Consider the following 24,522-nt stretch of genomic DNA (forward strand, 5'->3'; position numbering starts at 1 on the left):
CGCAGTCCAGTAAGCTCCGCGACAGTACGCGACCCACCGAACGACCAGGAGTTTGTTACTGATGGTGATGAGTCCCGGCACCATCATCGGTGGGTATCGGGTCGTCCGGGTGCTGGGCGCCGGCGGAATGGGCACGGTCTATCTCGCCAAACACCCCAGCCTCCCGCGGATGGACGCCATCAAGGTGCTCAGCGGTGAGCTGTCGTCCAATGCCGAGTTCCGCGGCCGCTTCGAGCGGGAGGCCAATCTCGCGGCCGGCCTGGATCATCCGAATATCGTCTCGGTCTACAACCGCGGCGAAGAACACGGCCAGTTGTGGATCGCCATGCAGTACGTCGACGGCACCGATGCCTCGGCGGAACTGGCCCGCGATCCCCACTCGATGACACCGCTGCGCGCACTGCGCATCGTCACCGAGGTCGGTAAAGGTCTGGACTACGCGCATCGGCGCGGACTGCTGCACCGTGATGTGAAGCCCGCGAACTTCCTGCTGTCGGCCCAGGAGGGCGACGACGAGGAACGCGTACTGCTCACCGACTTCGGCGTGGCCAAATCCACCGACGACGCCAGTGAACTCACTCAGACCGGTAGCTTCGTGGCGACCATCGCCTACGCGCCACCGGAACAACTGCAGGGTATGGCGGTCGACAGTCGTGCCGATATCTACAGTCTGGGCTGCGCGCTCTACAAGCTGATCACCGGTCAGAACCCTTACCCCGCAACCCAACCGGCGATGGTCATGATGGGGCACCTGTACGAGCCCCCACCCCGGGCGACGGCGGTCAATCCCGGCCTGCCGCAGGCGATCGATCACGTCTTCGCTCGCGCACTCGCCAAGAATCCGGCCGATCGCTTCACCAGCTGCCGCGAGCTCACCGACGCCGCCGCCAACGCGCTCACCCCCGGCCACAGCCCGGTTCGCACCGCTACCTCACCGACCTACCCCATCCAGGTCTTCGACCCGCGCCCCCCGACCGACCCGCGCAACCAGATCCCGCACCAGGCCCACACCGGCCGGCACAGCGACAACGACATCTCCCGGCTGCTCGAGCCGAAGCCCAGCAACCGCAGGCCGATTCTGCTCGGCGGCATCGGGGCAGTCGTCGCGGTGGCACTGGCCGTCGGCATCGGAGTCTGGGCAAGCCAGGGACACTCGGGCGGAACCCACCCGACGACCACGGCCTCCAAGGCGGCGAGCACCACTGCCACCGCGCCGGCGTCCTATACCTCGGTACAGCAAGCGCGGGAAGCGAATCCGGCCTTCGCGGGTAAGACGATCACCATGCTGGACGTCACCGCGGAGAAGACGTTCGGCGTGTATCTGGGCGGCACCGATCAGACGAAGTTCCTGGAGAACTTGGGATTCGTCTACAACCTGCAGTATCCGCGCAACGGCGACGAGCCCTCACCCCGGCCGATCACCGATGCCTATCAGGATCTGCACACTCCCGCCGACAGCTACATTCTCGCGGTCCGCAGTGACCCGAACGCCGGCGGCGGCGGACTCCTGGGACTGCCTTACAGCATCAACAGCGCGCGAGCGACGGTGATCCCCCTCGACGACCCGGTTGCCGTCTCGGCAATGCGGAACTGGTCGCCCAGCTCGGAGCACACCTTGCTCGAGAAGCTGGCACCGGTCCTCCACAACCAGGTGAGGTAGGACTTTTCACGATCCAGCGATAGCGCTCGTCTCGCGGCCGATCGACGCCGGTGGTCCGCTAGATTCGCAGAGGGGGAGCATTGAAACCATTGGCTGCTGCGGCCAGAATCATCGCCGCGATCGGTCTGACCGCGGCTGTGGCCACGTCGGTCGCCTGCGGAAGTGATTCCGACGCTGCCGAAGTCACCGATCCCGCCGTCGATCTCACACAACTCGATATCGGCGCGTACAAGGACAAACCGGTGGACCTGGGTCTGCCGAAGAATATGTACGTCGCACGGTTCATGGAGGCGAACCGGCTGGCGAGCGTATTGCCGCTGCCCTACGAGGTCGATCCGAAACTCACGGTGGGAAGCAGCTCCGGCACCCACGCATTCCTCGATGTGGGACCACAGTTCCACCTCAGCTCGATGTTTCGATGGCTCCACGAGGAGAACTTCAACGACGCGGTCAAGAACTACGTGGGTGGCTTCACCACCATGGGCAGTTCGAACGAGTCCTATTCGCTCTCATACGAACTGGCGAGTTCGGTACTCCTGTTCGGCGATGCCGACTCGGCTCGCAATGCGGCCGGCGAACTGTCGAAGACACAGTTCTACGACGACGGCCAGATCGATCCGACCACCTTGGCGAAATATCCGGATACCGTCGCCCGATGGCAGCCGGCGCAACAACGACTGGCGACCTGGACGGCCACCGACAGGTATGTGATCGTCACGATCGTCGACAATTACGAGAACTCCCAGCTCGGCATCTCGGATCTGCCGTCCTTGACCGACCTGGCCGAGAAGTCCATCGGCGCCACCATCGACCGGATGCGAAAGTTCAGCCCCACCCCCGTCGATCAGCTCATGAAGGTCCCGGTGGATCCGGACAATGTTCGCGGACTGGCCCTTCCGCGGCCCGAGGGAGATTCCTTCGAGAACGTCCCCGGCACCTTCGACCTGCACGGTGCCATGCAGTTGGCCGATCAGCCCAAAGAGATCGAAGCCCTGTACCGCGAGAACGGTGTGGACCGTGTCGCTTTCGGGGCCGGCGAACTGGCCCGAGCGAAGGACAGAGCGGCCGCCCAGAGAATTCTGGAGAATCGCACCCACCCGACGAAATTCATGCACCCGGTGGACTCGCCCAAGAATCTGCCGAATGCCGTGTGCCTGAAGTACAAGGGCCCGGAAACCAACGTTCGATTCTACTGTCATGTCCGCCACGACCGATACACGGCGATCGTGTGGTCACAACAGTTGCGCGATGCGCAGCAGCGCATATCCGCCCAGTATTCGATCTTGGCGAACAGCAAGTAGGCGGACCGATGAGAATTCTCCGAGTAATCGCCTGCGTATCCGTCACCGCCGCGGTAGCACTGTCGGCCTCTTCCTGCGGTTCGAGCGTCAGCGGCACCCCCACGGCCGCCGAGATCGATGTCCGGACGCTGGATATCGGAAACTATTCACCGGACCCCGGCGATATTCTGTACAAATACATCCCGTCGCTCTACTTCGGGCGGGAATTGGCGATCATGCGCCTGGCCGACAAGATTGCCAACGGCGATGAAATAGATCCCAGCCTCACCTACAACGTGGGCGCTTCGATCAACGAGCCGAAGGACAAGCTCAGCGCCGAAATCGCCGGACCGTTCATTTCTGCGCTCGAACAGAACGGCATGCTCTACGGAATCCAGATGAACAAGCGCCAGGTCGAAGACGATCGGCCGGCGGACGGAGACAAAGCCGTCAATATCACCGTCTACCAGTTCCCCGACGAGAAGGCGGCGACCGCCGCCACCCGGTCGTTCGAGGATGCCGACTTCGCGATAGCCAAGGATCAGAATCAGCCGGTTCAGCTGGACAGATACCCGAACGCCCTGTCACATTGGCGCCCGGGAATCAGGACAATCGGCTCGAGGTTGGCCGTGGGCAACTACATGCTGGAACTCTTCGTCCGCGTACCGCAGCCGGAATTGGCCGATCTGACATCGTTTCTCCAGCACGTCTACGACGTCCAGGTACCGATGTTGCGAAGTCTGCCGCCGTTGTCGAAGAAGGAGATCCTGCATCTGCCCTACGACCCGGACGGCATGCTGCGCCGGGCTTTTGCGCCCAAGGGAGTCTTCGGGCCGAACCTGTCGGTCGCGGGATTCTTCACGGCTCATTCGGCGCACAACTTCACCAATCCTGAGGGCAGATCCCTGATGGATATCGGAAGGATCGACGCGGCGGCGGTCGTTTCCAACACGACGATGCTGTGGCGCTCTCGTGACGCCGCCGGCGCACAGGTCATGTTCGAGGAAATGCGGCGGCGCGCGAAAGCTCCGGTCGACCCGCCCCGGGATGTCCCTGATGCCTTCTGCGACCAGAATCCGAAGGAGTTCTCCTTCGTGACCGATGATCGATTCCGATGCTTCGTGCGATACGGCCGGTACGTCGCACGATTATCCAGCTCCCAGATCAAGGATGCGCAGCAACGGGGAGCCGCGCAGTACGCCGTCCTCGCGAACAGCTGGTAGATCAGCGTATGGCAGCACCGTTTCCGACGAAATGCCAACGGCCGCACACTCGATCGTGGTGTGCGGCCGTCGGCGTATCGGCCGAAGCCGACTGTGTCACGCCTCGTTCAGCCCGAGATCAGCTTGGCGGCAAGGACATCGGCGCCCTGCATCTGCTCACCGGCGCTGACGGTGTGGGTACCGAGCTGAGCCAGTGAGGCGCTGAGCTCGTCGGACTGCTGACGCCAGTTCTGCTGCACGCTCTGGAACGCATGGGCGGCATCACTGCCGGTCCAGTGCGAGGTGATGAAGTCCTGGAACTTCTTCTCCATCTCCTCGAGCGCGGCGGTGATGTTCATCGCCTCCGACTTGATACCGGTACCGGCATCGTCGATGGTTCCGAAGTCGTAGGAAATCTGACCGAAGTCACCCATTGTTCTCTCCTTGGGGTCTCTTACGAATGAATTGACGGACTGAGCGAAGGGATGATCAGGCCCAGTTCAGGCTGTCGGAGGACTTCGACAGCGTGCCCAAGTTGCTCTCTTCCATCTCCGCGTACTTCTCGCCGGCGGACTTGAGGTTCTGCGAGTTCTGCATCAGCGCCTCGTTCATCTTGTTGGCCGAGGTCAAGAACTGCTCGAAGGTGGCCTGGAAGGCCTTACCGGCGCCACCCTGGAACGCAGGACCCTGCAGTGTGGTCGCGTGATTGTGCGAGTTGGTGATCATCTTGCCGATGGCGTCGTGCTTTTCCTGCATCTCGCGGACAAAGCTGGCCAGTTGCTCATGATCGGCGTGAAAGGGCATCTGGGCTCCTTCTATCGGTCACCGCAGGATGCGGCGAGGAAAGGTCTTGTTCCTACTACTGGGTTTGGACGCGCCTGGCGCGTCCTCGGTTCCATCGTCATATCCCGCGCATCGGCGCAGTTCGACAGTCGAATCGCATGGCTGTACTGCCTGCGGTATGGATGTCTCGCACCTCCCCCTCTCGTGTTGAACAGTCCGGGCGCCGGTAGTCGGTGCTGCTCAGCGATGAGCATCGCGCCCCCGAGCATTCGCGCACTGACCGGCCGGTGGTACCTGGGGCGACGATCCGGCTGGATGTCACGCATCAGACTTGCACGCTGTCCGGATTCTGAGCGTGCCATCTTCCGGGCGGAATTGCCAGCGCCTTCCGGACTTCCGCTGTAGCCGGGGGTGATGACCTCGGCCACAGCGGATTCGACACAGGCGCCGGAACCGGTCATGACGGGGCCGGGGTCCAAGCGGTCTGGATCAGAGTGTTTCCCGAGCGGGCGACCAACGTGCCACGGCCGGGCGGCATCTCGCTGAGCCGGACATTGCCGAGCAACGCACCCTCGTCGCGGTTACCACTCATCATCAGGCCGATGGTGCCGATATCCTTCATCCGCCCGATCAGCGGCTCGTACAGCGCCCGCGAGGCGCCACCCGAGCGGCGAGCGATGATCAGATGGAAGCCGATGTCCTTGGCCTGCGCCAGATATTCGGTCAGGATCGACAGCGGGTTACCCGACGGGGTCGACACCAGGTCGTAGTCGTCGACGATCACGTAGACTTCCGGGCCCGACCACCAGGAGCGGTCCCGCAGCTGCTGCTGGGTGATATCGGGGCCGGGCATCCGCGCTCGCAGGACGCCGACCAGATCGCGCATCATCGTATCGAGCATCTCTGCCGACGGCGCGTAACCGGCCACATGCCGGCCCTCCACCACGCCCAGCAGTGTCCGCCGGTAGTCGCCGATGATCAGCTTCGCGTTCTCCGGGGTATTGGAGGCGACGATGTTGTGAATGATGTTGCGCAGCACATTGGTTTTACCGCATTCGGTATCACCGAAGATCAACACGTGCGGCTGTTCGGCCATGTTCAGGAAGACCGGAGCGAGCTCGGCCTCGTTGAGGCCGATCGGAATCTGCACATTGCGCGTGTACGGGTCCACCGGGCCCGGCCAGCCACCGAGAAAGTTGTGCAGCAGCTCCTCGCGGTTGAGCACCTCGGGCAGCATGCGCACGCGCGGCGCCGGGCGGCCCGGTGTCGAGGCGGCCACGCGCTGTACGGCGTCGACCACGCCGCCACCCAGCGTCTCCGGATTCGAATCCCCGTCCACGCGCGGCAATGCCGTCAGCATGTGCTTGGCATCCGGTGTCATACCGCGCCCCGGACGGCCCTGCGGCACCATCGCGGCGACCTTGCGGCCCAGGTCGGAATCCATCGGGTCACCGAGGCGCAGCTCGATCCGGGTACCGATCTGATCCTTGAGGGCGGGGCGGGCCTCCGCCCAGCGGTTCAGCGCGATGACGATGTGCACACCGTACGAAAGACCCTGTGTCGCAAGGTTCATGATCGGCTGCTCCAGGGTGTCGAAATCCTGGCGGATGGAGCCGAAGCCGTCCACCACCACGAAGACGTCACCGAAGGCGTCCTCGTGCGCGCCGGCCGCCGCGGGACTGCTCGACGGATCGGTGCCGCGCAGCCGCCGGAAGTCGGCCATCGACTCGATTCCCAGCTGGCGGAAACGCATTTCGCGCTGCCGGACGATGGTGGTGATCTCGGAGATGGTGCGACGGACCTTGTCGACATCCAACCGGCCCGCGACCGAGCCGACGTGCGGCAGACCCTCGAGACCGGTCAGCGTGCCGCCACCGAAGTCGAGGCAGTAGAACTGGACCTGCTCCGCGGTGTGGGTCAGTGCCATCCCCATGATCAGCGAGCGCAGTGCGGTGGACTTACCGGACTGCGGACCGCCGACGATGGCGACATTGCCGCGGGCGCCGGACAAGTCGACGATCAACGGATCGCGGCGCTGGTCGTAGGGCCGGTCGACGATGCCGATCGCGGTGCGCAGGCTCGCCACCGCGCCGTACTCACCGGTGAGGATCGACCGCGGGATGAGCTGGTCGAGCGTGGGCGCGTCATCCAGCGGCGGCAGCCAGATCTCGTGCGCGGTGCGGCCGTGACCCTGGATACGGGAGACCAGCATGCCGACGTTGGAGATCTTCTCCGCGCCTTCCTCCTGCTGCACGTCCTCGGCCGCACTCGGCTCCGGCGCCAGCGGAACATGGTCGCTGCGGCGGAACGCGACATGACCGGCCATGAACGGCCGGGCGTTGATATCGATCTCACCGCCGACGATGCCGGCCTGGGTGACCTCACGCTGCGCGCCGCCACCGACATAGGGGCCCGAGACGTAGGACGCCTGGAAACGCTGGATCTCGCCGGAGTCCGACTTCAGATAACCGCCACCGGGGCTGTTCGGCAGATTGTAGGCATCGGGCACACCGAGGACCTGCCGGGACTCGTTGGCGGAGAAGGTCTTCAGGCCGATGCGGTAGGACAGATGGGATTCCAGGCCCTTGAGCTTGCCCTCCTCCAGGCGCTGCGAGGCGAGCAGCAGGTGGACATGCAGCGAGCGGCCCAGTCGGCCGATCATGACGAACAGTTCCGCGAAATCGGGGTGCTGACTGAGCAATTCGGAGAATTCGTCCAGCACCACGAACAGCGCGGGCAGGGGGTCGAGATCGGCACCGGCGGCCCGCGCCTTCTCGTATTCGGAGACGTTGGCGAAGTTACCGGCTTGCCGCAGCACTTCCTGGCGCCGATTCATCTCACCGGCCAGGGCGTCCTTCATGCGGTCGACGAGGTCGGCTTCCTCCTCCAGGTTGGTGATGACCGCCGCGACATGCGGCACCCCGTCCAGACCCAGGAAGGTCGCACCACCCTTGAAGTCGACCAGCACCAGATTCAGCTGATCGGGCGAATGCGTGGCCAGCAGCGAAAGCACCAGGGTGCGAAGGAATTCCGACTTACCGGAGCCGGTGGCGCCGATGCACAGGCCGTGCGGACCCATACCGCTCTCGGCGGCCTCCTTGATATCGAGGTAGACGGGCAGGCCGTCGGCGCCGAGGCCGAACGGAACCCGCAGCCGGTCGCGGCCGTAACGCGGCTTCCAGCCGTTCTCCGGATTGAAGGTACCGATATCGCCCAGGCCCATGAGCTGGGCCCACGAGCTGATGACCTCGGCACTCTCCTCGACGACCGCTTCGCCGCCGCGCTGCACCGCCGCCACCCGGAACGGGGCGATCCGGCGGGCGACCTGCTCGGCTTGGCGCGCGCTGATCCGATCGATCAGGGCGAAGCGCTCCATATTGCCGGTGGCGCCGCGGCCGACGCATTCACCGTTCTCCACCACCATCTGGATGCCACGCGAAACCGCCAGGCGCGGAGCGTAACCGCACAGATCGATGATGGTCACCCCCTCGTAGCCGGATTCCCGCAGCGAATCCTCTTCGGCCTCGAGCAGGCCGCCGTCGACGATGATGACGATATGAACCAGATTCTGGTTGGCCGGCTGGTTACGTGAATAGCGAACCCGGTTGTGCAACAACGGGTTCAGTCCCTCGGTCAATTCGCGGATCGAGCCGTAGACCATCCGCTCGGTACCCACGCCGTCCTGAGAGTCGGGATGCTGGGTGTGCGGCAGCCATTTGGTCCATTCCCAGTCGCGGGCCGTATCGGCCCCGCAGACCATCGCGACCAGAACCTGGTCGGGGGCCTGGAACATGCACAGCTGCAACAACATCGCGCGCGTCATATCGCGAGCTTCGGCGCGATCGCCGTTGAGCTGAATGGTCGCGAAGCCCTTCACCGCGATCGCGGTCGGCAGATCCGGCACCGTGGAGTGGGTACGGACGAAGCGGCGCAGCGAGACGGCCGCGATCGGCTCCAGTTCCTCGACCGGGCCCGTCTCCGGTGACACCAAACGGGTGGCCAGGCGCTGACCGCCCAGGCCGATGCGGGCGTGGCAGAAGTCCTTGTCACCCGGACGGCGCTCCCACATCCGGCTGGTACCGGCGAGCATCCAGACCAGACCGGGTTCCGGATGGCTCCACTCCACCGCCGCGCGCTGCTGAGAAGCGGTGTCGTCGACATCCTTTCGGACCTGATCGAGATAGCGCAGATAATCCTTGCGATCCTCGTTGGCCTCGGCGGACTTCTGGCCCTTACCTCCCTGCCCGGCGAACATGCCGACCATGGAGAAGACCATCATCATCGGGAACATCATGCTCATCGGGTTGGAGGCGATGCCCCCACCGCGGGTGAACATGATCGCCATCATCCCGACCATGCCGACGACCATCACAACCGGCATCAGTTTCCCGAGCAGACTGCCAGGTATGGCGCGGGGGATTTCCGGCGGCGGCTGCAGGGTTACCTCCCCGCCCGGCGACCGTGGAACCTCCCGGCGCGCACGCCTCTGAAACCTGACTGTGCTCATCGACGGAAGATCCCCCTTCGGCGGCTGTGCTGCGGACTCAGTGTAGAGGCAGCGGCCGACATGTCGTACAGTTCGACCAGCATTCTGCACGGACCGGCCGCGCGACCGCAAACCGGAGCGCATGCTGAAACACCAGGTAGAGACGGAGTTGGGGGAAGCGTGACGCACGCGCGACTGGACCATATCGAAGAGGATTCGAGCCGCGGAATCGTACGGGCGCCCGATCTGGCGCGAGTGACAATTCTGGCGAAGCACACGCAGGTCGACATGGCCATCCCGGCCGATGTACCGGTCGCGCTGGTGATTCCCAGTGTGGTCGACATGGTCGCGCAGCACAGTCGCACCAACGATTTCGACAACAGCGGCGAGCAGTTCCAGCCGGCCGAATGGGTGCTCGCGCGCATCGGACAGCCGCCGTTCTCCAACTCCTTGAGTCTCGGTGAACAGGGCGTGCGCGACGGCGAACTGCTCATGCTCGAAAGCGCCGACCACGTGGCGCCGAGCCCACTGTTCGACGACATCATGTACAACGTCGCGATCGCCGACGCCGACCACTTCCGCAGCTGGTCCCCGCGGGTCGCGCGGATCACCGGATCGATCATCGCGGTGCTGACCATGCTCGCCGGCTGCACCGGTCTGCTCGCCGCGCCGGATGCGATGGCGGGCTGGATCACCGGGGCGATCGCCGCGGCGCTCACCATCCTGCTGGTGGTGGCCGGCACCGTGATGAGTCGGATGTACGGCGACACCGCCTCGGCGATAGTGCTCGGCGGTTGCGCGTTGCCGAGCGCGTTCGCCGCGGGCATGTTGATCGTGCCGGACCACTACGGCTGGGCGAACCTGCTGCTCGGTTCGGTACTCCTCGGCGCGACCGCGGTGCTGGCCTGGCGGGTCAGCGGGGTCGGCCTGGCGCTGTTCATCGGCGCCACAACGCTTTCCGTGTTCGCGATTCCCGCCGCGCTCGTCGGCCTGCTCACGTCGCAGCCGGTCAAGGCCATCGGCGCGGTCGCCGCCGCGTTGGCCCTGGGCGCGCTCTCGCTCGCCCCGCGGGTGTCGATGCTGCTCGCGAAACTGCCGCTGCCGCCGGTGCCTTCGCCCGGAACGCCGATCGACCCGACCGAGGACGACCCCGACGACCACCGCGCGCTGCCGACCATGGACGTCCTGCGCACGAAATCCGAACGGGCCCGGATGTATCTGGCCGGTCTCGTCGGCGCGACCACGCTCGTGACCGCGATCGGCGCGCTCGTATCCACCGACCCGACGGCGGACAGTCCGTACTGGCCGGGTATCGCCCTGGCTCTGGTCTGCGCGGCGGTGCTGATGTTCCGCAGTCGCACCTACGTCAGCGCCGAACTGGCGGTGGCACTGTTGTCCGGCGGTGCGGCCATTCTGCTGATCATGACGGTCGGCGCGGCCTTCGTCGTCGAGCAGCCGCTCGCGGTGTTCGGCGCGGCCATGGTGATGCTGATCGCCGCCCTGGTGCTGGGCACGATCGTGCCGAACCAGTCGGCGACACCGCCGATGCGCCGCGCGGTGGAGCTGCTGGAATACGGGTTCGTGGCGGCCGTGCTGCCGCTGGTGTTCTGGGTGGCCGAGTTGTACACGCTCGTGCGATCGCTCTGAGCCGCACATGAAGCCGAAATCGTTCGGGCGCAAGATACTTCGAGTCACGACGGTGGTCGCGGTGGTGGGTTTGAGCGCCTCCGTCGGCACCGGCGCCGCGGTCGCGGACAAGCCCGTGGTCAATCCCGGCGCACTACCGGCGGGCGGCAACCCCGCACCTCCCGATCCCACCGAGCAGCCGGCGAATTCACCGTGCGCCAGCACCAGCACCGGTGGTGACGGGCCGACCGTTCCGACCGCACAGCGCAGTCTGGAACTGGACAAGGCCTGGCAGTTCTCTCGTGGCGGTGGCCAATTGGTCGCGGTTATCGATACCGGTGTGATGCGCCATCCCCGGCTGCCCGGACTGATCGCGGCCGGCGACTACGTCTCCACCACCGACGGCACCGACGACTGCGATGCCCACGGCACTTTCGTCGCCGGCATCATCGCGGCGACACAGGTACCGGGACAAGGTTTTTCGGGTGTCGCCCCCGATGCGCAGGTGATGAGCATCCGCCAGACCTCGGGTTACTTCCAGAAGAAGGGCGCCGGCCGCGACAAGGGACCCGATGCCATGCCCGACGGCTACGGCACCACCCACACCCTGGCGCAGGCGGTACGGCGGGCCGCGGACATGGGCGCCACGGTGATCAACATGTCCGAGGTGGCATGCCAATCCGGGCCCATTCCCGACGACGATCTCGGCGCCGCGGTCCACTACGCCGCCGTCGAGAAGAACGTGGTGGTGGTGACCGCGGCCGCCAACAACGACAAGTGCAAGGGCACCAACCCGGTCATCGATCCGCTGGATCCGTCGGCGGATCCGTGGAGCAAGGTCAATCTGAACGTCTCGCCCGCGCGCTGGGACGACTACGTGCTGTCGGTGGGTTCCATCGACGACAACGGCCAGCCCTCGAAGTTCACCGTTCCCGGGCCCTGGCTCGGGGTGGCGGCGCCGGGCGAGAATCTGACCTCGCTCGATCCGCACTGGGACGATCCGCGCAGTAAGGGCACGGCCGTCGCCAAACTGGATCAGCAGGGCAAGGCCGAGCCGGTCTCCGGAACCAGTTTCGCCGCACCGTATGTGGCGGGAGTGGCCGCTCTCGTCCGCGCCCGGTACCCGGAACTCAGCGCGCTCGAGGTCGTCAAGCGCATCGAGGCGACCGCCCACGCACCGGCCGAGGGCTGGAATCCGTATGTCGGTTACGGCGCGGTCGACCCGGTCGCCGCGCTCACGGCTCAGGTGCCGAACGCCTTGCCGCCCAAACGTCCCGGCGCCGCCCGGAGCTGGCAGCTGCCGGTGCCGACCACGCCTCCGGCGCCCGATCACACCTCCCGGAACGTGGCATTGATCGGTTCGGGCGCGATCGGAGTGCTGGTCGTGCTCGGATTTCTGGCCTCGTATCCGTTGCGGCGCCGCTTCGGTGACCGCGGGGATCAGTGACGCGAAGCCCTCACCGGCTACCGTCGAACGTCCAGCGGGTGGCACCGCCGGGTTCGACGGTGGCCAGGGCCGTCGCGGCCTTCACCGCGATGCGATAGACGTGCCACGGCGGCGGGCCCGCCGACGGCGCGCTGAAGGCGGCGGTCAGCGCGGCACCGGAATCGTCGACGCGGCAGGGCCAGCCCCCGGCGGCCCAGTCGGCCGCCCGTTCGGCGACCGTGGCCGGATCGGCGACCCGTTCGGCGGTGCCGGCGACGCTCAGATCGAAGGTATCCAACGCCACGGCGAGCGTGCAGCGCGGATCACGAGACAGGTTGCGCGCCTTGCGAGTTCGCGGGCCCGTCTCGAACCAGAAGGCTCCGTCGACCCAGAGCGCGCCCACTGCGGTCAGATGCGGGCTGCCGTCGGGATCGACGGTCGCCAACCAACAGGTGTGCCGGTCGGGTCCTCCGCTGCCGGGCGCCTGCGGGAATCCGGCGTTCAGTCCGTCCACAACCGCGGACCAGTTCAGCGGGTCGAGGTCGTACAGTTCCGCGAGATTGATCGTCTGCATGGTGTCCATACTCTTGCGACGAGACTCGGACCCCGGATTCATCGCGCGCAGGCCCGGCCGTTTCGTCCTATATGCGATAAATGCCCTGGTCTCGGCGGGGCAATCCATCCAAGATCGACACGCAGCTCCTGGGAATGACTCAGTATTTCTGACAGCGGAGGACATGTGATCGAACCTCCGCCGTGAGTCACACGAGGGGCAGGAACAGCTATGACAGTCGCCGGCAGGCAACGTCTCACGCCGGACCAAAGAAATTCGTTCATCGCCGCTCAGCTGGGCTGGACGATGGATGCCTTCGATTTCTTTCTGGTCGTCTTCGTCTACGCCGATATCGCCGTCACCTTCGATATGCCGAAGTCCGACGTCGCCTTCATCACGACGGCGACCCTCATCATGCGACCGGTGGGCGCCCTACTGTTCGGGATCTGGGCCGATCGGGTCGGTCGGCGCATACCGCTGATGGTGGATGTCGCCTTCTACTCGGTGGTCGGATTCCTGTGCGCCTTCGCGCCGAATTTCACTGTGCTGCTGATACTTCGGCTGCTGTACGGCATCGGCATGGGTGGCGAATGGGGACTCGGCGCGGCCCTGGCGATGGAGAAGATTCCGGCCGAACGGCGGGGCTTCTTCTCCGGGCTCCTGCAGGAGGGCTACTCCTTCGGCTATCTGCTCGCCTCGCTGGCCTCCCTGCTGGTGATGAACTGGCTCGGGCTGTCCTGGCGCTGGTTGTTCGCGCTGTCGGTGATCCCGGCGTTGATCATCCTGGTCATCCGCACCCGGGTCGGGGAATCGGAGGCGTGGGAGAGCAGCCGGGAACATATGCGGCTCACCCAGACCTCGTTCCGCGATGTGATCATGAATCCGGTCGTCATCCGCCGCTTCGCGTATCTGGTACTGCTGATGACCGCGTTCAACTGGATGAGCCACGGTACGCAGGACGTCTACCCGACGTTCCTGTCCGCGGTCGAGAACGGTGGCGCGGGACTGTCCTCGGCGACCGCGAAATGGATTGCGGTGGTGTACAACATCGGCGCCATCATCGGCGGCCTGGTGTTCGGCAGCCTGTCGCAGAAGTACGGACGGCGCTACACCATCGTGTTCTGCGCCCTGCTCGGCCTGCCGATCGTCCCGCTGTTCGCGTATTCGACGACCGCCGCAATGCTGTGCCTGGGCTCGTTCCTGATGCAGTTGATGGTCCAGGGCGCCTGGGGCGTGATCCCGGCGCACCTGACGGAACTGTCGCCGGACTCGATCCGTGGCTTCTATCCGGGTGTCACCTATCAGCTCGGCAATCTGCTGGCCTCACTCAATCTGCCCATCCAGGAGCGGCTGGCCGAAAGCCACGGCTATCCGTTCGCGCTGGCCGTCACGATCGTGCCGGTGCTGATCGTCGTCGCCTTTCTGACCCTGATCGGTAAGGAGGCCAAGGGAATTCGCTTCGGCACCGGCGCGAGCGTCATACCGGAGACGAGCACCACCGGATGACCGGCGGGATCAGTTCTGCGACTGCTGGGCGGACTGATCCTGTTTCGACTGCACCAGCTGCTTGGCCGGGTTCGGGTCCGGCGCGACACCGTCGTGGGCGACCATCGCCTCCTGGCGGCCCAGCGTCGGACCCGCGGCCAGCAGACCTACGATCTGGTACGGAGCGAGTTCGGGCTTGGCCTTCTCCGCGTCCATACCCAGCGCCTTCTGCGCGGCGGCATCCTTGATGCCATAGCGCACACCGGTGTCGGCGACGAAGAACATGCTGTCGCGACGCTGACTGTCGGCCTCGATTCCGGTGGTCTGCACGAAGAATCCGGAACCCGGGGTGGAGTAGAAGGCGTCCACGTTCGGGCCCGAGGCATCGGCCTGCGCCAGCGGGGTGGTCTGCGCATCGCCCGGAATAGGCAGCGAATGTCCGGTCAGCACCGCCAATTCCGCCCGCTTACTGCCGTCCGCCTTGTCCGCGGCGCCGGAGACCGGCTTCCACGACATGCAATCGATCGGCTGATCCTTCGGATCCACGATGGTCGGCGGCTTCGCCGGATACTTCTGCACCGGAAGCTCGTTCGAGACCGGGGCCTGAGTGCTCTCGAACTGGCTGATCTCGGGATTCTCCGAGGCGGTCGGGTTGGAGTTGCGGACGATATCAGCGGTCAGCGGCGAAATCGCCTGCAGGCCTTCGCGCAACACCACATAGGACTGGTCCTTGGTATCGACATGCACCACATCGCCGATCCGGTGGTTGCTCAGCGAGTAGTTCGGGGTACCGCCCGGATCGGTGATCTTCGGCGGCACGATCGGCAGCACCTCGGGAATGGCATTGAGCAGACCGGCGCTGATCGGGCGCGGCGTCATACCTCGAATACCCAGCGCCTCGGTGACTTTCGGATCGTTCATATCGACCCGGGCCCGCTGATTCTCGTAGATCAGGTAGGCCGCGTCGCGCCCCTGCACCAGCAGCGCCCGGCCCTCGGCCATCGTGGTGGCCTTGCTGCCCAGCTGCGGGTCGCCGGCGAGCACGGTGGTGGTCAGATCCCGGCTGCCGTCGTTCTTCAGCTCGTCGCAGATCGACCAGGATCGGCCGTGACCGCTGCTGTCGAAATTGAGTGAGGACGGTGCGCCCGGAATACCGATCAGCGCGCCGCGGGGCTTCTTCGACAGCTCGGATTCCTTGATGGACACCGCTTTCGCGGGTTCACCGACGGCCAGCCGCGCCGACGCCAGATTCAGAGACGGGTGCACGACTCCGTCGATCACCGCGTAGACGGCGCCGGAATCCTTGCCGAGCAGGATCTTGTTGTCCCCGATGGAGCCCTGTGGACGCAGCAGCGCCAGCACGCCACATCCGGCCAGCGCGACGATGCCCAGTACCAGCCCGGCCGCGTAGGCTCGCGATTGCGAGCGCATCGGGTCGTGCAGCATCCGCACGTCCCGGCGCACCAAGGCGTGCTCCATTCGCCGGACCAGGAAGCGATAACCGCTGACCTGCCAGCGCGTAGTGGGCTTTGAAGGCATGAGTCCTCCCCCGAACAGTGCTCGCGTTCGCCCAACACAGTACAGTTCAGCAGGACTGAAGTTCAGCTCGGCCATCGAGGAATCGGCCGACACCGGGTACTTGGGGGACGACCATGGCCGAATCCAGCGGGAACCACAGCCGCCCACTCCTCGGACGTATCTCACTGCCGAACCTGCTGGCCGCACAGGTATTGGGACTGATCGTGGGGGTCGTCGTTCTCGTGGTGGGCCTGCCGGGGTGGTACGCGCTGGGTGCCGCGATCGTGGCCGGGTTACTGCTGCTGATTCCGATCGGCAAGCGAACCATCGCCTCCTGGGTCGCCACCCTGTGGCGTTATTCCACCCGACAGGACTACGACCTCGGTGACACCGTCGACTTCCGCGGACCGGACGGCCGTTCGCTCGGTCTGTACTGGGAGGGCAGCCGGGTCGTCGCCGTGGTCGAGGTGCTGCCGCCCAGGGGCGGTCTGACCCGCATCGACCGCAACACCGTGCACGCCTCGCATCTGCTGCCGCTGCCGGAGCTGGCGCAATGCCTGAGTCAGCACGACATCCTGCTGTCCGGTATCGACATCATCAGCCACGGTCACCGCAGCCGCTCGGGCACTCCCGCAGGCCCGATCTACGAATCCCTGCTCGGACCGCTGCCCGCGACCGCTCACCGAACCGTATGGCTCGCAATCAGTTTCGATGCCTTGGCCTGTCCGGATGCCGCGGCGCGGCGCGGCGGCGGCGCCGAGGGCGCGGGCCGGGCGGTCACCATCGCCACCCAGCGCATCGTCCGGGCACTCGAGGACGCCGACTGCGCCTCGCGCGTGCTGACCGCCCCCGAGATCCGCAAAGCCGTATGGCAGATCAGCGCCGGCGTCGATCCGCGGGCACTGACGCATCGGTGGCGTTATGCCGAACTGGGCAACAGCGTCAACATCGGCGCCGCGGTCGATCCCACGCAGTTGGGTTCGGATCTGCTCGCCCAGCTGTGGGTGGCCCCCTCCCGTGGGACCACCGTGGCCGTGCGGCTGCGGCCGGGCAGTTCGGCCGAGACGGTGAACATCGGCGCCGCCTGGCGCCTCACCGCGCGCGAACTGCCGGAGAAGACGGCACGCAAGGGCATGGTGTCACTGAGCGGCCGCCATCGGCAGAGCCTGCTCGCACATCTGCCGATCGCGATCCCCGGCGTGGACGACACCGTCCCGATGAGCCAGTACCCGATCGATGTGGTCGGCGTCCTGCATCTGCCCTCGTCCGGCTGCGGTCAGCTGATCGGATCCGACGAAGAGGGAAACGGTGTCGCGGTTCGCCTTGTCGGCCAAGGTATTTCGACCGTGTACGTGGCGGGCGAGCTGTATCTGGCGCAGCAGCTGGTGTTCCGCGCGCTGGCCGTCGGCGAGCGCATTCTCGTCCGCACCGATCGTCCGCACGCGTGGGAACAGCTGGTGACCACCATCGGCAATCCCGAGCGGCTGACCATCGCGGTGGAAACCCATCAGAGCGATGCCGGATTCACCGCCGCGGTGGTCGACGGTGTGCTCGCGCCCGCCCCGCACGCCGGTGTCACCACCATCTACGTCACCGGCGATCCGATGGGATGGCCGGCGACCAAGCCGGATCTGTCCGTGCACCAGCCCGGCGCGATCGGTAATCACGTGGTGCTGCGGACCGGAACCACGCAGGTCGATCTGACGCTGGTGTCGATTCCGCGGGAAACCACCTATATCGGCAATCCGCGCGGCCGCCGGCCGGCGCCACAGCAGGAGCAGCCGGCCACGCACGCCCGCCGCTGACCCGCCGATCCCGGGCTCAGCCCGGATAGGGATCGGCCGCGCGGGCCGCGCGCAGATGTCGTGCCCACCAGGCCCATTGCCGTAACAGGCGCTGGGCGGCATCGGTCGCGGCGCCGTCGGCGGTATTGCCCTCGGCATCGAACGCGCGCTTGGCCTCGTGGAAACTCACCGATTCGCGAATCGAGACCATATGGAGCTCCGCGACCACCTGCCGCAACTGCTCGACGGCTCGCAGGCCGCCGGACAATCCCCCGTAGCCGACGAATCCGATGGGCTTGGCCCGCCATTCGCGCTTCACACTGTCGAGTGCGGTTTTCAGCGAGGCCGGATAACCATGGTTGTACTCGGAGGTGACGGCGATGAATCCGTCGGCCGCGCCGATCCGCGTCCGGAACGCCTCGACCTGCGGATCGACCGTCAGATCGGCGGGCAGCCCGGTGTGCGCGAGGTCGATGACACCGACGTCGAGACCGGCGTCGGCGCGCGCGGTGCGCAGAAACCAGTCCGCCACGACCGGCGCGAACCGTTCGGGCCGCACGCTGGCGACGATGACCTCGAGCCGCAGCGGATCGCTCATACCGTCAGCCTAGTTGCCACCGCGGCGCCGCCCCGACCCCTGTGCACCCCGGCGAACAGGTATCCGGCACCATATTCGACGGCTATCACCGACCGGACGGTACCGCGCAACGACCAGGAGGGGACGCACTCGTGATTCTCGGGCACTGGTTGCTGATCGAGACACTGGACGTCCCCGCCACCTGGTCGGTCATCGCCGTCGATACCGTGCCGCGGCGGTGGAAATCGTTGGCGCGCACCGTACCCGCTCGTTTGATGCCGATCCTGACCGCTGCCGCGGCCGGCGGTGAGACCGTGGAACGGCAGCTGCCGAAATCCCGGTACGCCTGGTCCGGCCATCACGCCTGCGCGATCGCCGTGACCGGGCCGGACGACCGGGTCCACGCGGTGCAGATGTGGGTCGGCCCGGGGCGAGCACCCGCACCTCCGCCGGTGGCCGCGCATCTGCTCGACGCGCGGACCCGGCGGACCGAGGTGCGCCCGGCCGGGCTGGGCCCGGCATTCGACCGTCAGCGCACGGTCTGGGTGGGCGCCGAATCCTTCGAACATGTGGAACGCTTCGACGATTCGCTGGATCTCACCGCGACGGTGGCCCGTGCCGAGCCGGGTTCACGCTGGTCCGGCGAGCTGTGCGTGCGCACCCCGGACGGACTGCGCACGCTGTTGATGGCCACTCGCAACTCCACCGCCGACCCTCATCTGTGGCGCGGCGTTCTGGCCGATATCACCGACAGTGTGGCACCCCGGCCGAAGTCGTTCGAGGCGGTCACGGTCGACACCCTGGTCAGCCGCAACCCGGGGATGTACCTGGCCGTGCTGGACACTCAGCGGGTGCGGGTGATCCGCTGGATCAGCGCGCCGGTGCCCGGCCTCGACTGGACCGGCGGCACCGATGAACGCGAACTGCCGCATCCGGCGGAACGGACACGAATCATCGAGGCACGCAACGCGATCCGCGCGGGTAGGACATCGGTATCGCTGCCGGGGCTGCGACTGGCGGCTACCGACGGCAGCTGGCTGACGGCCGACGTCGAGGTCTCACCGCTGCCCTACGGCCCGGACGGGAGCGGAGTCCCGCATTTCGCCCTCGCCCGGATCGATCTACGAGATCCCTAGCGCATCAGGGCAATTCGAACGGCAGCGCCACGCCGGTGTGCACGGTGCAACGCTCACAGGTCTGGGCACCGTCCACGGTGGCCACCGCGTGACGCACCAATTTCTTGAACGGCACCAGATTTCGCTCGAACTCCGCGAAGACGGCGGCGGCGCTGACCCCCTCTCCGGCTTCCAGTCCGGCGTCCAGGTCGGTGACCAGGGCGATGGCCGCGTAGCACATCTCGAGTTCGCGGGCGAGGACCGCTTCCGGATAGCCGGTCATGTTCACCAGTTCCCACCCCTGCCCGGCGAACCAGCGGCTCTCGGCGCGCGTGGAGAAGCGGGGGCCCTGCACCACGACCATGGTGCCCGAGGACCGCATATCCAGTTCGGGCACCGCCGCGGCGGTCGCGGCCGCGCGCAATTCGTCGCAGTAGGGGTCGGCGAACGAGACGTGGACGCCGCCGTTGTCGAAATAGGTCTGCGCACGGCCCGAGGTCCGGTCCACCAGCTGATCGGGGACTGCCACGGTTCCCGGTCCCCAGTCGGCGCGCAGGCTGCCCACCGCACAGGGCGCGAAGATCCGCCGGACTCCGATCGAACGGAGCGCCCACATATTGGCCTGGTACGGCACGGTGTGCGGCGAGTACTCGTGTTTGCGCCCGTGGCGCGGCAGGAACGCCACCTGACGTCCTTCGACCTCGCCGACCGTGATCGGGGCGCTCGGGGCACCGTAGGGCGTCTCGACCTCGAGCGTGGTCGCGTCGTCGCCGAAGAAATCGTAGAAACCGCTGCCGCCGATGATGGCGAGTGCGGGGCGGGGAACCGAACTCATATGCTGATTCTGGCGTACCGCGTCCCATCGGGCGCAGTCGCCCGGCGCGGGCGCACCTCCCCTGACAACGGGAACCCGATACTGTACCCTAGGGGGGTATTGAAGTACATTGGGTGGGAGTGAGGAACAGCCGGTGACCGAGGATCAGATCAGCACGGCCGGAACCGTCGAAGCGGCCGACCACGGGCACGATCACGCCACCCACGGCTACATCACCGCCAAGGACGACTACCTCAAGCGGCTGCGCCGCATCGAGGGCCAGGCCCGCGGCCTGCAGCGCATGGTCGAAGAGGAAAAGTACTGCATCGACATCCTCACCCAGGTCTCGGCCATGACCAAAGCGTTGCAGGCGGTCGCGATGGGGCTGCTCGAGGACCACATCAGCCACTGCGTGGTCGACGCCGCCGTTCAGGGCGGCCCCGAGGCCGACGCCAAGATCAAAGAGGCCACCGACGCCATCGCGCGGCTGGTCCGCTCCTGAGCCTCGGGGCAGCCCCGGAGGCGGCCCGGCGCGAGCGTTCGATCCCGCGCCGGGCGAGGCGTCAGACGCGTGCGGCCAGCGCCGGAGCCAGGGCGCGCAGCACCCCGATGTGATCCTCGTCGGTCACCTGGATCGCGACCTGATCCGCACCGGCCTTCAGATGTTCGACCAGTGCGTCCGCGATCTGGTCGGCGCTACCGTGCAGGGCCAGCGCGTCGATCAGCCGATCGCTGCCGGGCGGCGTCAGATCCGCGTCGGAGAAGCCCAGGCGGCGCAGATTCGCGACGTAGTTCTGCAGGTTCAGATAGAACTCGGTGCGCGGGCGGGCGGTCAGCCGCGCCTGGACCGGATCGGTGTTGAACGAGATCTTGTGTTCGGGGACGAGCAGCGCATCCGGGCCGAGGATTTCGCGGGCCTGCCGAGTGTGCTCGGCGGTCACCAGATACGGCAGCGCGCCGGCGGTGCGGTCGGCCGACAACTTCAACACCCGCGGTCCGAGGGCGGCGAGCGCGAGTTGCCGCTTCGGAACGCCGTTGGCGTCGAGGACGTCGACGTACTCGACGAGCGCGTCGTAGGGTTTGCGGAAATCCGAGTCCTGTTCCGGATGTCCGGCACCGAAGCCGAGGATGAATCGCCCTGGAAAACGCCGGTCGATGCGGTGAAACGATTCCGCCACCCGGTCGGCCGGCGCCGACCAGATATTGACGATGCTGGTGCCGACGGTCAGATTCTCGGTCTCCTCCAGCAGCGACTCCACCGCCGGAAGTTCCGCCGGTGGCGACCCTCCCAGCCACAAGGTGCTGTATCCCAGCCCCTCCAGTTCCCGCGCCTGCCCCGGCTCGAACCCGGCGTAGTACCGCCAGACACCGAACTTCCCGATTCCCGTGCTTCGCACACCCTGAGTCATATTCGATCCGAACGGCTCGCCCCGGACGAGTATTCCGGCGGCACGCGACGATCTTCCGAGCGGCCCGATCGCATCGGCCGGCGTCGTCAGCCTCCGCAGCAGCCTTCCGCGTTCGGGATGGTACGCATCTCGCGGGTTTCGGCGTTGCGGGCGGCGAGGCCCGCGTCGGCGGGGTAGTCGACGGCGATCAGGCTCAGTCCGTGGGCGGGAGCCACGGTCACCGAACTGGCGCGGGATCGTTGCGCGAGAAGGGTTTCCACCCACTCGGGCGTGCGGCGCCCCTCCCCCACGGCCAGTACCGCGCCGACCAGGCTCCGGACCATGGACCAGCAGAAGGCGTCCGCGCTGACGTAGGCGGTGAGCAGCCGGCCCGAATCCTCGGATACCGCTGCGGTGGCGGAGGTGTCGAGCGGGGTCACGACCCAATCGAAGCGCTGCAGTTCACGCACCGTCGTCGCGCCCTCACGGCGGCGGCAGAACGCGGCGAAATCGTGGAGCCCCAACAGTTTTCCCGAGGCCGCGCGCATGGCGTCGATATCGACGCCGGGGCGGCAGGCGACCACGCCGCGGGCCTGCAGCGGCAGTGCGCCGTAGGGGGCGGTGGTGAGACGGTAGGCGTAGTGGCGGCGGATCGCGGAGAACCGCGCGTCGAACTCCGGCGGCACCGGACGGATGCCGGTGACCCGTACATCCTTCGGCAGGAACCGCGCCAGGCGGTGCAGCAATGTCGGGTAATCGAGTTCGGCGACGGTATCGAAGTGAGCGACCTGGCCCTCGGCGTGGACTCCGGCATCGGTGCGGCCCGCCACCGTCAGTTGAATCGGCTCCCGCAGGACCTTGCTCAGCGACTCCTCGAGCACTCCCTGCACCGTGCGCAGACCGGGCTGGCGCGCCCAGCCGGTGAAGTCCGTGCCGTCGTAGGCGATATCGAGCCGTACCCGAACCGCAACCGAGGTTGCTCCCGGATCCTCCACGGTCACAGCGATCTCCTGGCTACCATGAGCGAAGCCCGCCGACCCGGAGGGGACGGCGGGCTCTCTCGTGAACTCCCGAAGCAGATGAAGAGGTCCCCGCACGGGGCGGGGACCAACTCATTCCGCCTTGTCTTCGGCCGGAGCCTCGGCGGACTCCTCGGCCTTCGCCTCGACAGCCTCGTCGGCCCCGGACTCGGCGGACTCGGCGGACTCGGCGGCCTCGGTGGCCTTCTCCTCGGCAGCCTCGGTCTTGGCCTGCTGAGCGGCAACCCGGCGAGCACGATCGGCCTCGTTGGTCACGGTCTTCTCCCGGACCAGCTCGATGATCGCCATCGGCGCGTTGTCACCCTTGCGGGGGACGGTCTTGATGATGCGGGTGTAGCCACCCTCGCGACCCTCGAACGACGGTCCGATGTTCGCGAAGAGCTCGTGCAGGACATCTTTGTTGCGGATGACCTTGAGCACCTCGCGACGGTCGGCCAGCGTACCGGCCTTGGCCTTGGTGACCAGCTTCTCGGCGTAGGGGCGCAGCGCCTTGGCCTTGGCCTCGGTGGTCGTGATCCGACCGTGCTCGAAGAGCGCCGTGGCCAGATTGGCGAAGATCGCCTTCTGGTGCGACGCCGACCCGCCGAAGCGAGCACCCTTCTTGGGCTTGGGCATTGGTTGTTCTCCTTAGGGAAGGCCCTCGGTTAGGACACAGCGCTGCGTCCTTTGAAGGCCTAGAGCTGTTCGGTCTCGGCGTAGTCCTGCTCGCCGTTGTCTGCATCGCTGAAGGAGCCGCTGTCACTCCAGGTTCCGGTGGCGGCGTCGTAACCGACGACGCTGGACGGATCGAAGGAGGCCGGGCTGTCCTTCAACGACAGGCCGAGCGAATGCAGCTTGACCTTCACCTCGTCGATGGACTTCTGGCCGAAGTTACGGATATCCAGCAGATCCGATTCGGTACGCGCAACCAGCTCGCCGACGGTGTGCACACCCTCGCGCTTGAGGCAGTTGTACGAACGCACGGTGAGGTCCAGGTCCTCGATCGGCAGCGCGAACGAAGCGATGTGATCCGCCTCGGCCGGGCTGGGCCCGATCTCGATACCCTCGGCCTCCACGTTGAGCTCACGCGCCAGGCCGAACAGCTCGACCAGGGTCTTACCGGCCGACGCCAGCGCATCCCGCGGGGAGATCGAGTTCTTGGTCTCGACGTCCAGGATGAGCCGGTCGAAGTCGGTGCGCTGCTCGACACGGGTGGCCTCGACCTTGTAGGTCACCTTCAGCACCGGCGAGTAGATCGAATCCACCGGGATCCGGCCGATTTCCGCACCCGAGGCCTTGTTCTGCACGGCCGGGACGTAACCGCGACCGCGCTCGACGACGAGCTCGATCTCCAGCTTGCCCTTGTCGTTCAGGGTGGCGATGTGCATATCCGGGTTGTGCACGGTCACACCGGCCGGGGGAACGATGTCACCGGCGGTGACGGTGCCCGGGCCCTGCTTGCGCACGTACATGGTGACCGGCTCGTCCTCTTCGGACGACACGACCAGGCCCTTGAGGTTCAGGATGATGTCGGTGACGTCTTCCTTCACACCCGGGACGGTGGTGAACTCGTGCAGCACGCCGTCGATGCGGATGCTGGTCACCGCGGCCCCCGGAATCGAGGACAGCAGGGTACGGCGCAGCGAATTGCCGAGGGTGTAACCGAAGCCCGGCTCGAGGGGTTCGATGGTGAACTTCGAGCGGTTCTCGGCCAGTACCTCTTCGGCCAGTGTGGGTCGCTGTGAAATCAGCATGAGGATCTCCTCCTTCAGGGGCGCCCGCTATTTGACGCCCACGAACTGGGGT

General features: G+C 66.4%; 20 protein-coding genes. 9 read left to right on the forward strand and 11 right to left on the reverse strand.

All coding sequences use genetic code 11. From position 1 onward, the window contains the following. Nucleotides 1–61: 61 nt before the first annotated feature. From LKD76_RS27230 to LKD76_RS27240, 3 genes are all read left to right on the forward strand, one after another. On the forward strand, nt 62–1,660 hold the full coding sequence (locus LKD76_RS27230) for a serine/threonine-protein kinase (RefSeq protein WP_227984260.1): 1,599 nt from the start codon (nt 62–64) through the stop codon (nt 1,658–1,660). A gap of 80 nt (nt 1,661–1,740) precedes the next feature. Then, nucleotides 1,741–2,961, forward strand: coding sequence for a DUF7373 family lipoprotein (locus LKD76_RS27235; protein WP_227984261.1), 1,221 nt, complete (start codon nt 1,741–1,743; stop codon nt 2,959–2,961). 8 nt (nt 2,962–2,969) lie between these two features. Then, nucleotides 2,970–4,163 carry a DUF7373 family lipoprotein gene (locus tag LKD76_RS27240; RefSeq protein WP_227984262.1) on the forward strand — a complete coding sequence of 398 codons (1,194 nt, stop codon included), beginning with the start codon at nt 2,970–2,972 and terminating at the stop codon, nt 4,161–4,163. A gap of 107 nt (nt 4,164–4,270) precedes the next feature. Here LKD76_RS27240 and LKD76_RS27245 read toward each other — a convergent pair whose 3' ends face one another. The 3 genes from LKD76_RS27245 to eccCa all read right to left on the reverse strand — a co-directional run bounded on the left by LKD76_RS27245 (nt 4,271) and on the right by eccCa (nt 9,432). Beyond that, nucleotides 4,271–4,576, reverse strand: coding sequence for a WXG100 family type VII secretion target (locus LKD76_RS27245; protein WP_227984263.1), 306 nt, complete (start codon nt 4,574–4,576; stop codon nt 4,271–4,273). A gap of 55 nt (nt 4,577–4,631) precedes the next feature. Beyond that, entirely contained in the window at nt 4,632–4,946 is a 315-nt protein-coding gene (locus tag LKD76_RS27250) for a WXG100 family type VII secretion target (RefSeq protein ID WP_227984264.1), read from the reverse strand. 436 nt (nt 4,947–5,382) lie between these two features. Further along, nucleotides 5,383–9,432 carry a type VII secretion protein EccCa gene (gene eccCa, locus LKD76_RS27255; protein WP_227984265.1) on the reverse strand — a complete coding sequence of 1,350 codons (4,050 nt, stop codon included), beginning with the start codon at nt 9,430–9,432 and terminating at the stop codon, nt 5,383–5,385. Between the two features lie 159 nt (nt 9,433–9,591). Here eccCa and eccD point away from each other — a divergent pair, with 159 nt between their 5' ends. Together eccD and mycP are read left to right on the forward strand one after the other, a co-directional pair. Next, nucleotides 9,592–11,058 carry a type VII secretion integral membrane protein EccD gene (gene eccD / locus LKD76_RS27260; RefSeq protein WP_227984266.1) on the forward strand — a complete coding sequence of 489 codons (1,467 nt, stop codon included), beginning with the start codon at nt 9,592–9,594 and terminating at the stop codon, nt 11,056–11,058. Nucleotides 11,059–11,065: 7 nt separating this feature from the next. Beyond that, nucleotides 11,066–12,484, forward strand: coding sequence for a type VII secretion-associated serine protease mycosin (mycP, locus tag LKD76_RS27265; RefSeq protein ID WP_227984267.1), 1,419 nt, complete (start codon nt 11,066–11,068; stop codon nt 12,482–12,484). 10 nt (nt 12,485–12,494) lie between these two features. Here the strand turns inward: mycP and LKD76_RS27270 are convergent, their stop codons facing one another. Then, nucleotides 12,495–13,037 carry a pyridoxamine 5'-phosphate oxidase family protein gene (locus LKD76_RS27270; protein ID WP_227984268.1) on the reverse strand — a complete coding sequence of 181 codons (543 nt, stop codon included), beginning with the start codon at nt 13,035–13,037 and terminating at the stop codon, nt 12,495–12,497. A gap of 210 nt (nt 13,038–13,247) precedes the next feature. Between LKD76_RS27270 and LKD76_RS27275 the strand changes: the two genes are divergently transcribed. Beyond that, nucleotides 13,248–14,522, forward strand: coding sequence for an MFS transporter (locus LKD76_RS27275; protein ID WP_227984269.1), 1,275 nt, complete (start codon nt 13,248–13,250; stop codon nt 14,520–14,522). Nucleotides 14,523–14,531: 9 nt separating this feature from the next. On the opposite strand, the gene eccB is transcribed toward LKD76_RS27275, so the two are convergent. Beyond that, nucleotides 14,532–16,040 carry a type VII secretion protein EccB gene (gene eccB, locus LKD76_RS27280; protein WP_227984270.1) on the reverse strand — a complete coding sequence of 503 codons (1,509 nt, stop codon included), beginning with the start codon at nt 16,038–16,040 and terminating at the stop codon, nt 14,532–14,534. Between the two features lie 113 nt (nt 16,041–16,153). Here eccB and eccE point away from each other — a divergent pair, with 113 nt between their 5' ends. Then, a complete protein-coding gene (gene eccE / locus LKD76_RS27285) occupies nt 16,154–17,824 on the forward strand; it encodes a type VII secretion protein EccE (protein WP_227984271.1) in 1,671 nt (556 codons plus the stop codon). A 16-nt stretch (nt 17,825–17,840) separates the two neighbouring features. Here the strand turns inward: eccE and LKD76_RS27290 are convergent, their stop codons facing one another. Next, the gene (locus tag LKD76_RS27290) at nt 17,841–18,401 is read right to left on the reverse strand and encodes an NADPH-dependent FMN reductase (RefSeq protein ID WP_227984272.1); all 561 of its coding nucleotides are present in this window, start codon (nt 18,399–18,401) and stop codon (nt 17,841–17,843) included. A 131-nt stretch (nt 18,402–18,532) separates the two neighbouring features. Between LKD76_RS27290 and LKD76_RS27295 the strand changes: the two genes are divergently transcribed. Further along, the gene (locus LKD76_RS27295; protein WP_227984273.1) at nt 18,533–19,516 is read left to right on the forward strand and encodes a GAF domain-containing protein; all 984 of its coding nucleotides are present in this window, start codon (nt 18,533–18,535) and stop codon (nt 19,514–19,516) included. A 4-nt stretch (nt 19,517–19,520) separates the two neighbouring features. Here LKD76_RS27295 and LKD76_RS27300 read toward each other — a convergent pair whose 3' ends face one another. Further along, nucleotides 19,521–20,330 (reverse strand): S-methyl-5'-thioadenosine phosphorylase, encoded by an 810-nt coding sequence (locus LKD76_RS27300; RefSeq protein WP_227984274.1) that lies wholly within the window; start codon nt 20,328–20,330, stop codon nt 19,521–19,523. Between the two features lie 133 nt (nt 20,331–20,463). On the opposite strand from LKD76_RS27300, the gene LKD76_RS27305 reads away from it, so the two are divergent. Beyond that, nucleotides 20,464–20,811, forward strand: coding sequence for a metal-sensitive transcriptional regulator (locus LKD76_RS27305; protein WP_372465935.1), 348 nt, complete (start codon nt 20,464–20,466; stop codon nt 20,809–20,811). 61 nt (nt 20,812–20,872) lie between these two features. Here LKD76_RS27305 and LKD76_RS27310 read toward each other — a convergent pair whose 3' ends face one another. From LKD76_RS27310 to LKD76_RS27325, 4 genes are all read right to left on the reverse strand, one after another. Beyond that, nucleotides 20,873–21,706: an LLM class F420-dependent oxidoreductase gene (locus tag LKD76_RS27310; RefSeq protein WP_227984275.1), complete on the reverse strand. Its 834-nt coding sequence runs from the start codon at nt 21,704–21,706 to the stop codon at nt 20,873–20,875. Between the two features lie 98 nt (nt 21,707–21,804). Beyond that, nucleotides 21,805–22,698: a tRNA pseudouridine(38-40) synthase TruA gene (truA, locus tag LKD76_RS27315; protein ID WP_227984276.1), complete on the reverse strand. Its 894-nt coding sequence runs from the start codon at nt 22,696–22,698 to the stop codon at nt 21,805–21,807. A gap of 111 nt (nt 22,699–22,809) precedes the next feature. Further along, nucleotides 22,810–23,352, reverse strand: coding sequence for a 50S ribosomal protein L17 (rplQ, locus tag LKD76_RS27320; RefSeq protein ID WP_227984277.1), 543 nt, complete (start codon nt 23,350–23,352; stop codon nt 22,810–22,812). Between the two features lie 59 nt (nt 23,353–23,411). After that, nucleotides 23,412–24,470: a DNA-directed RNA polymerase subunit alpha gene (locus LKD76_RS27325; RefSeq protein WP_227984278.1), complete on the reverse strand. Its 1,059-nt coding sequence runs from the start codon at nt 24,468–24,470 to the stop codon at nt 23,412–23,414. Nucleotides 24,471–24,522: the final 52 nt, after the last annotated feature.

Origin of the sequence: Nocardia spumae, from assembly GCF_020733635.1 — a bacterium.
GTDB classification, from domain to species: Bacteria; Actinomycetota; Actinomycetes; order Mycobacteriales; family Mycobacteriaceae; genus Nocardia; species Nocardia spumae.

Bases quoted from the DNA above. Each gene is read 5' to 3' on its own strand.
- LKD76_RS27230 (WP_227984260.1), top strand. From the start codon at position 62: ATGGTGATGAGTCCCGGCACCATCATCGGTGGGTATCGGGTCGTCCGG.
- LKD76_RS27240 (WP_227984262.1), top strand. From the start codon at position 2,970: ATGAGAATTCTCCGAGTAATCGCCTGCGTATCCGTCACCGCCGCGGTA.
- LKD76_RS27245 (WP_227984263.1), bottom strand. From the start codon at position 4,576: ATGGGTGACTTCGGTCAGATTTCCTACGACTTCGGAACCATCGACGAT.
- LKD76_RS27250 (WP_227984264.1), bottom strand. From the start codon at position 4,946: ATGCCCTTTCACGCCGATCATGAGCAACTGGCCAGCTTTGTCCGCGAG.
- eccCa (WP_227984265.1), bottom strand. From the start codon at position 9,432: ATGAGCACAGTCAGGTTTCAGAGGCGTGCGCGCCGGGAGGTTCCACGG.
- mycP (WP_227984267.1), top strand. From the start codon at position 11,066: ATGAAGCCGAAATCGTTCGGGCGCAAGATACTTCGAGTCACGACGGTG.
- LKD76_RS27270 (WP_227984268.1), bottom strand. From the start codon at position 13,037: ATGCAGACGATCAATCTCGCGGAACTGTACGACCTCGACCCGCTGAAC.
- LKD76_RS27275 (WP_227984269.1), top strand. From the start codon at position 13,248: ATGACAGTCGCCGGCAGGCAACGTCTCACGCCGGACCAAAGAAATTCG.
- eccB (WP_227984270.1), bottom strand. From the start codon at position 16,040: ATGCCTTCAAAGCCCACTACGCGCTGGCAGGTCAGCGGTTATCGCTTC.
- eccE (WP_227984271.1), top strand. From the start codon at position 16,154: ATGGCCGAATCCAGCGGGAACCACAGCCGCCCACTCCTCGGACGTATC.
- LKD76_RS27290 (WP_227984272.1), bottom strand. From the start codon at position 18,401: ATGAGCGATCCGCTGCGGCTCGAGGTCATCGTCGCCAGCGTGCGGCCC.
- LKD76_RS27300 (WP_227984274.1), bottom strand. From the start codon at position 20,330: ATGAGTTCGGTTCCCCGCCCCGCACTCGCCATCATCGGCGGCAGCGGT.
- rplQ (WP_227984277.1), bottom strand. From the start codon at position 23,352: ATGCCCAAGCCCAAGAAGGGTGCTCGCTTCGGCGGGTCGGCGTCGCAC.
- LKD76_RS27325 (WP_227984278.1), bottom strand. From the start codon at position 24,470: ATGCTGATTTCACAGCGACCCACACTGGCCGAAGAGGTACTGGCCGAG.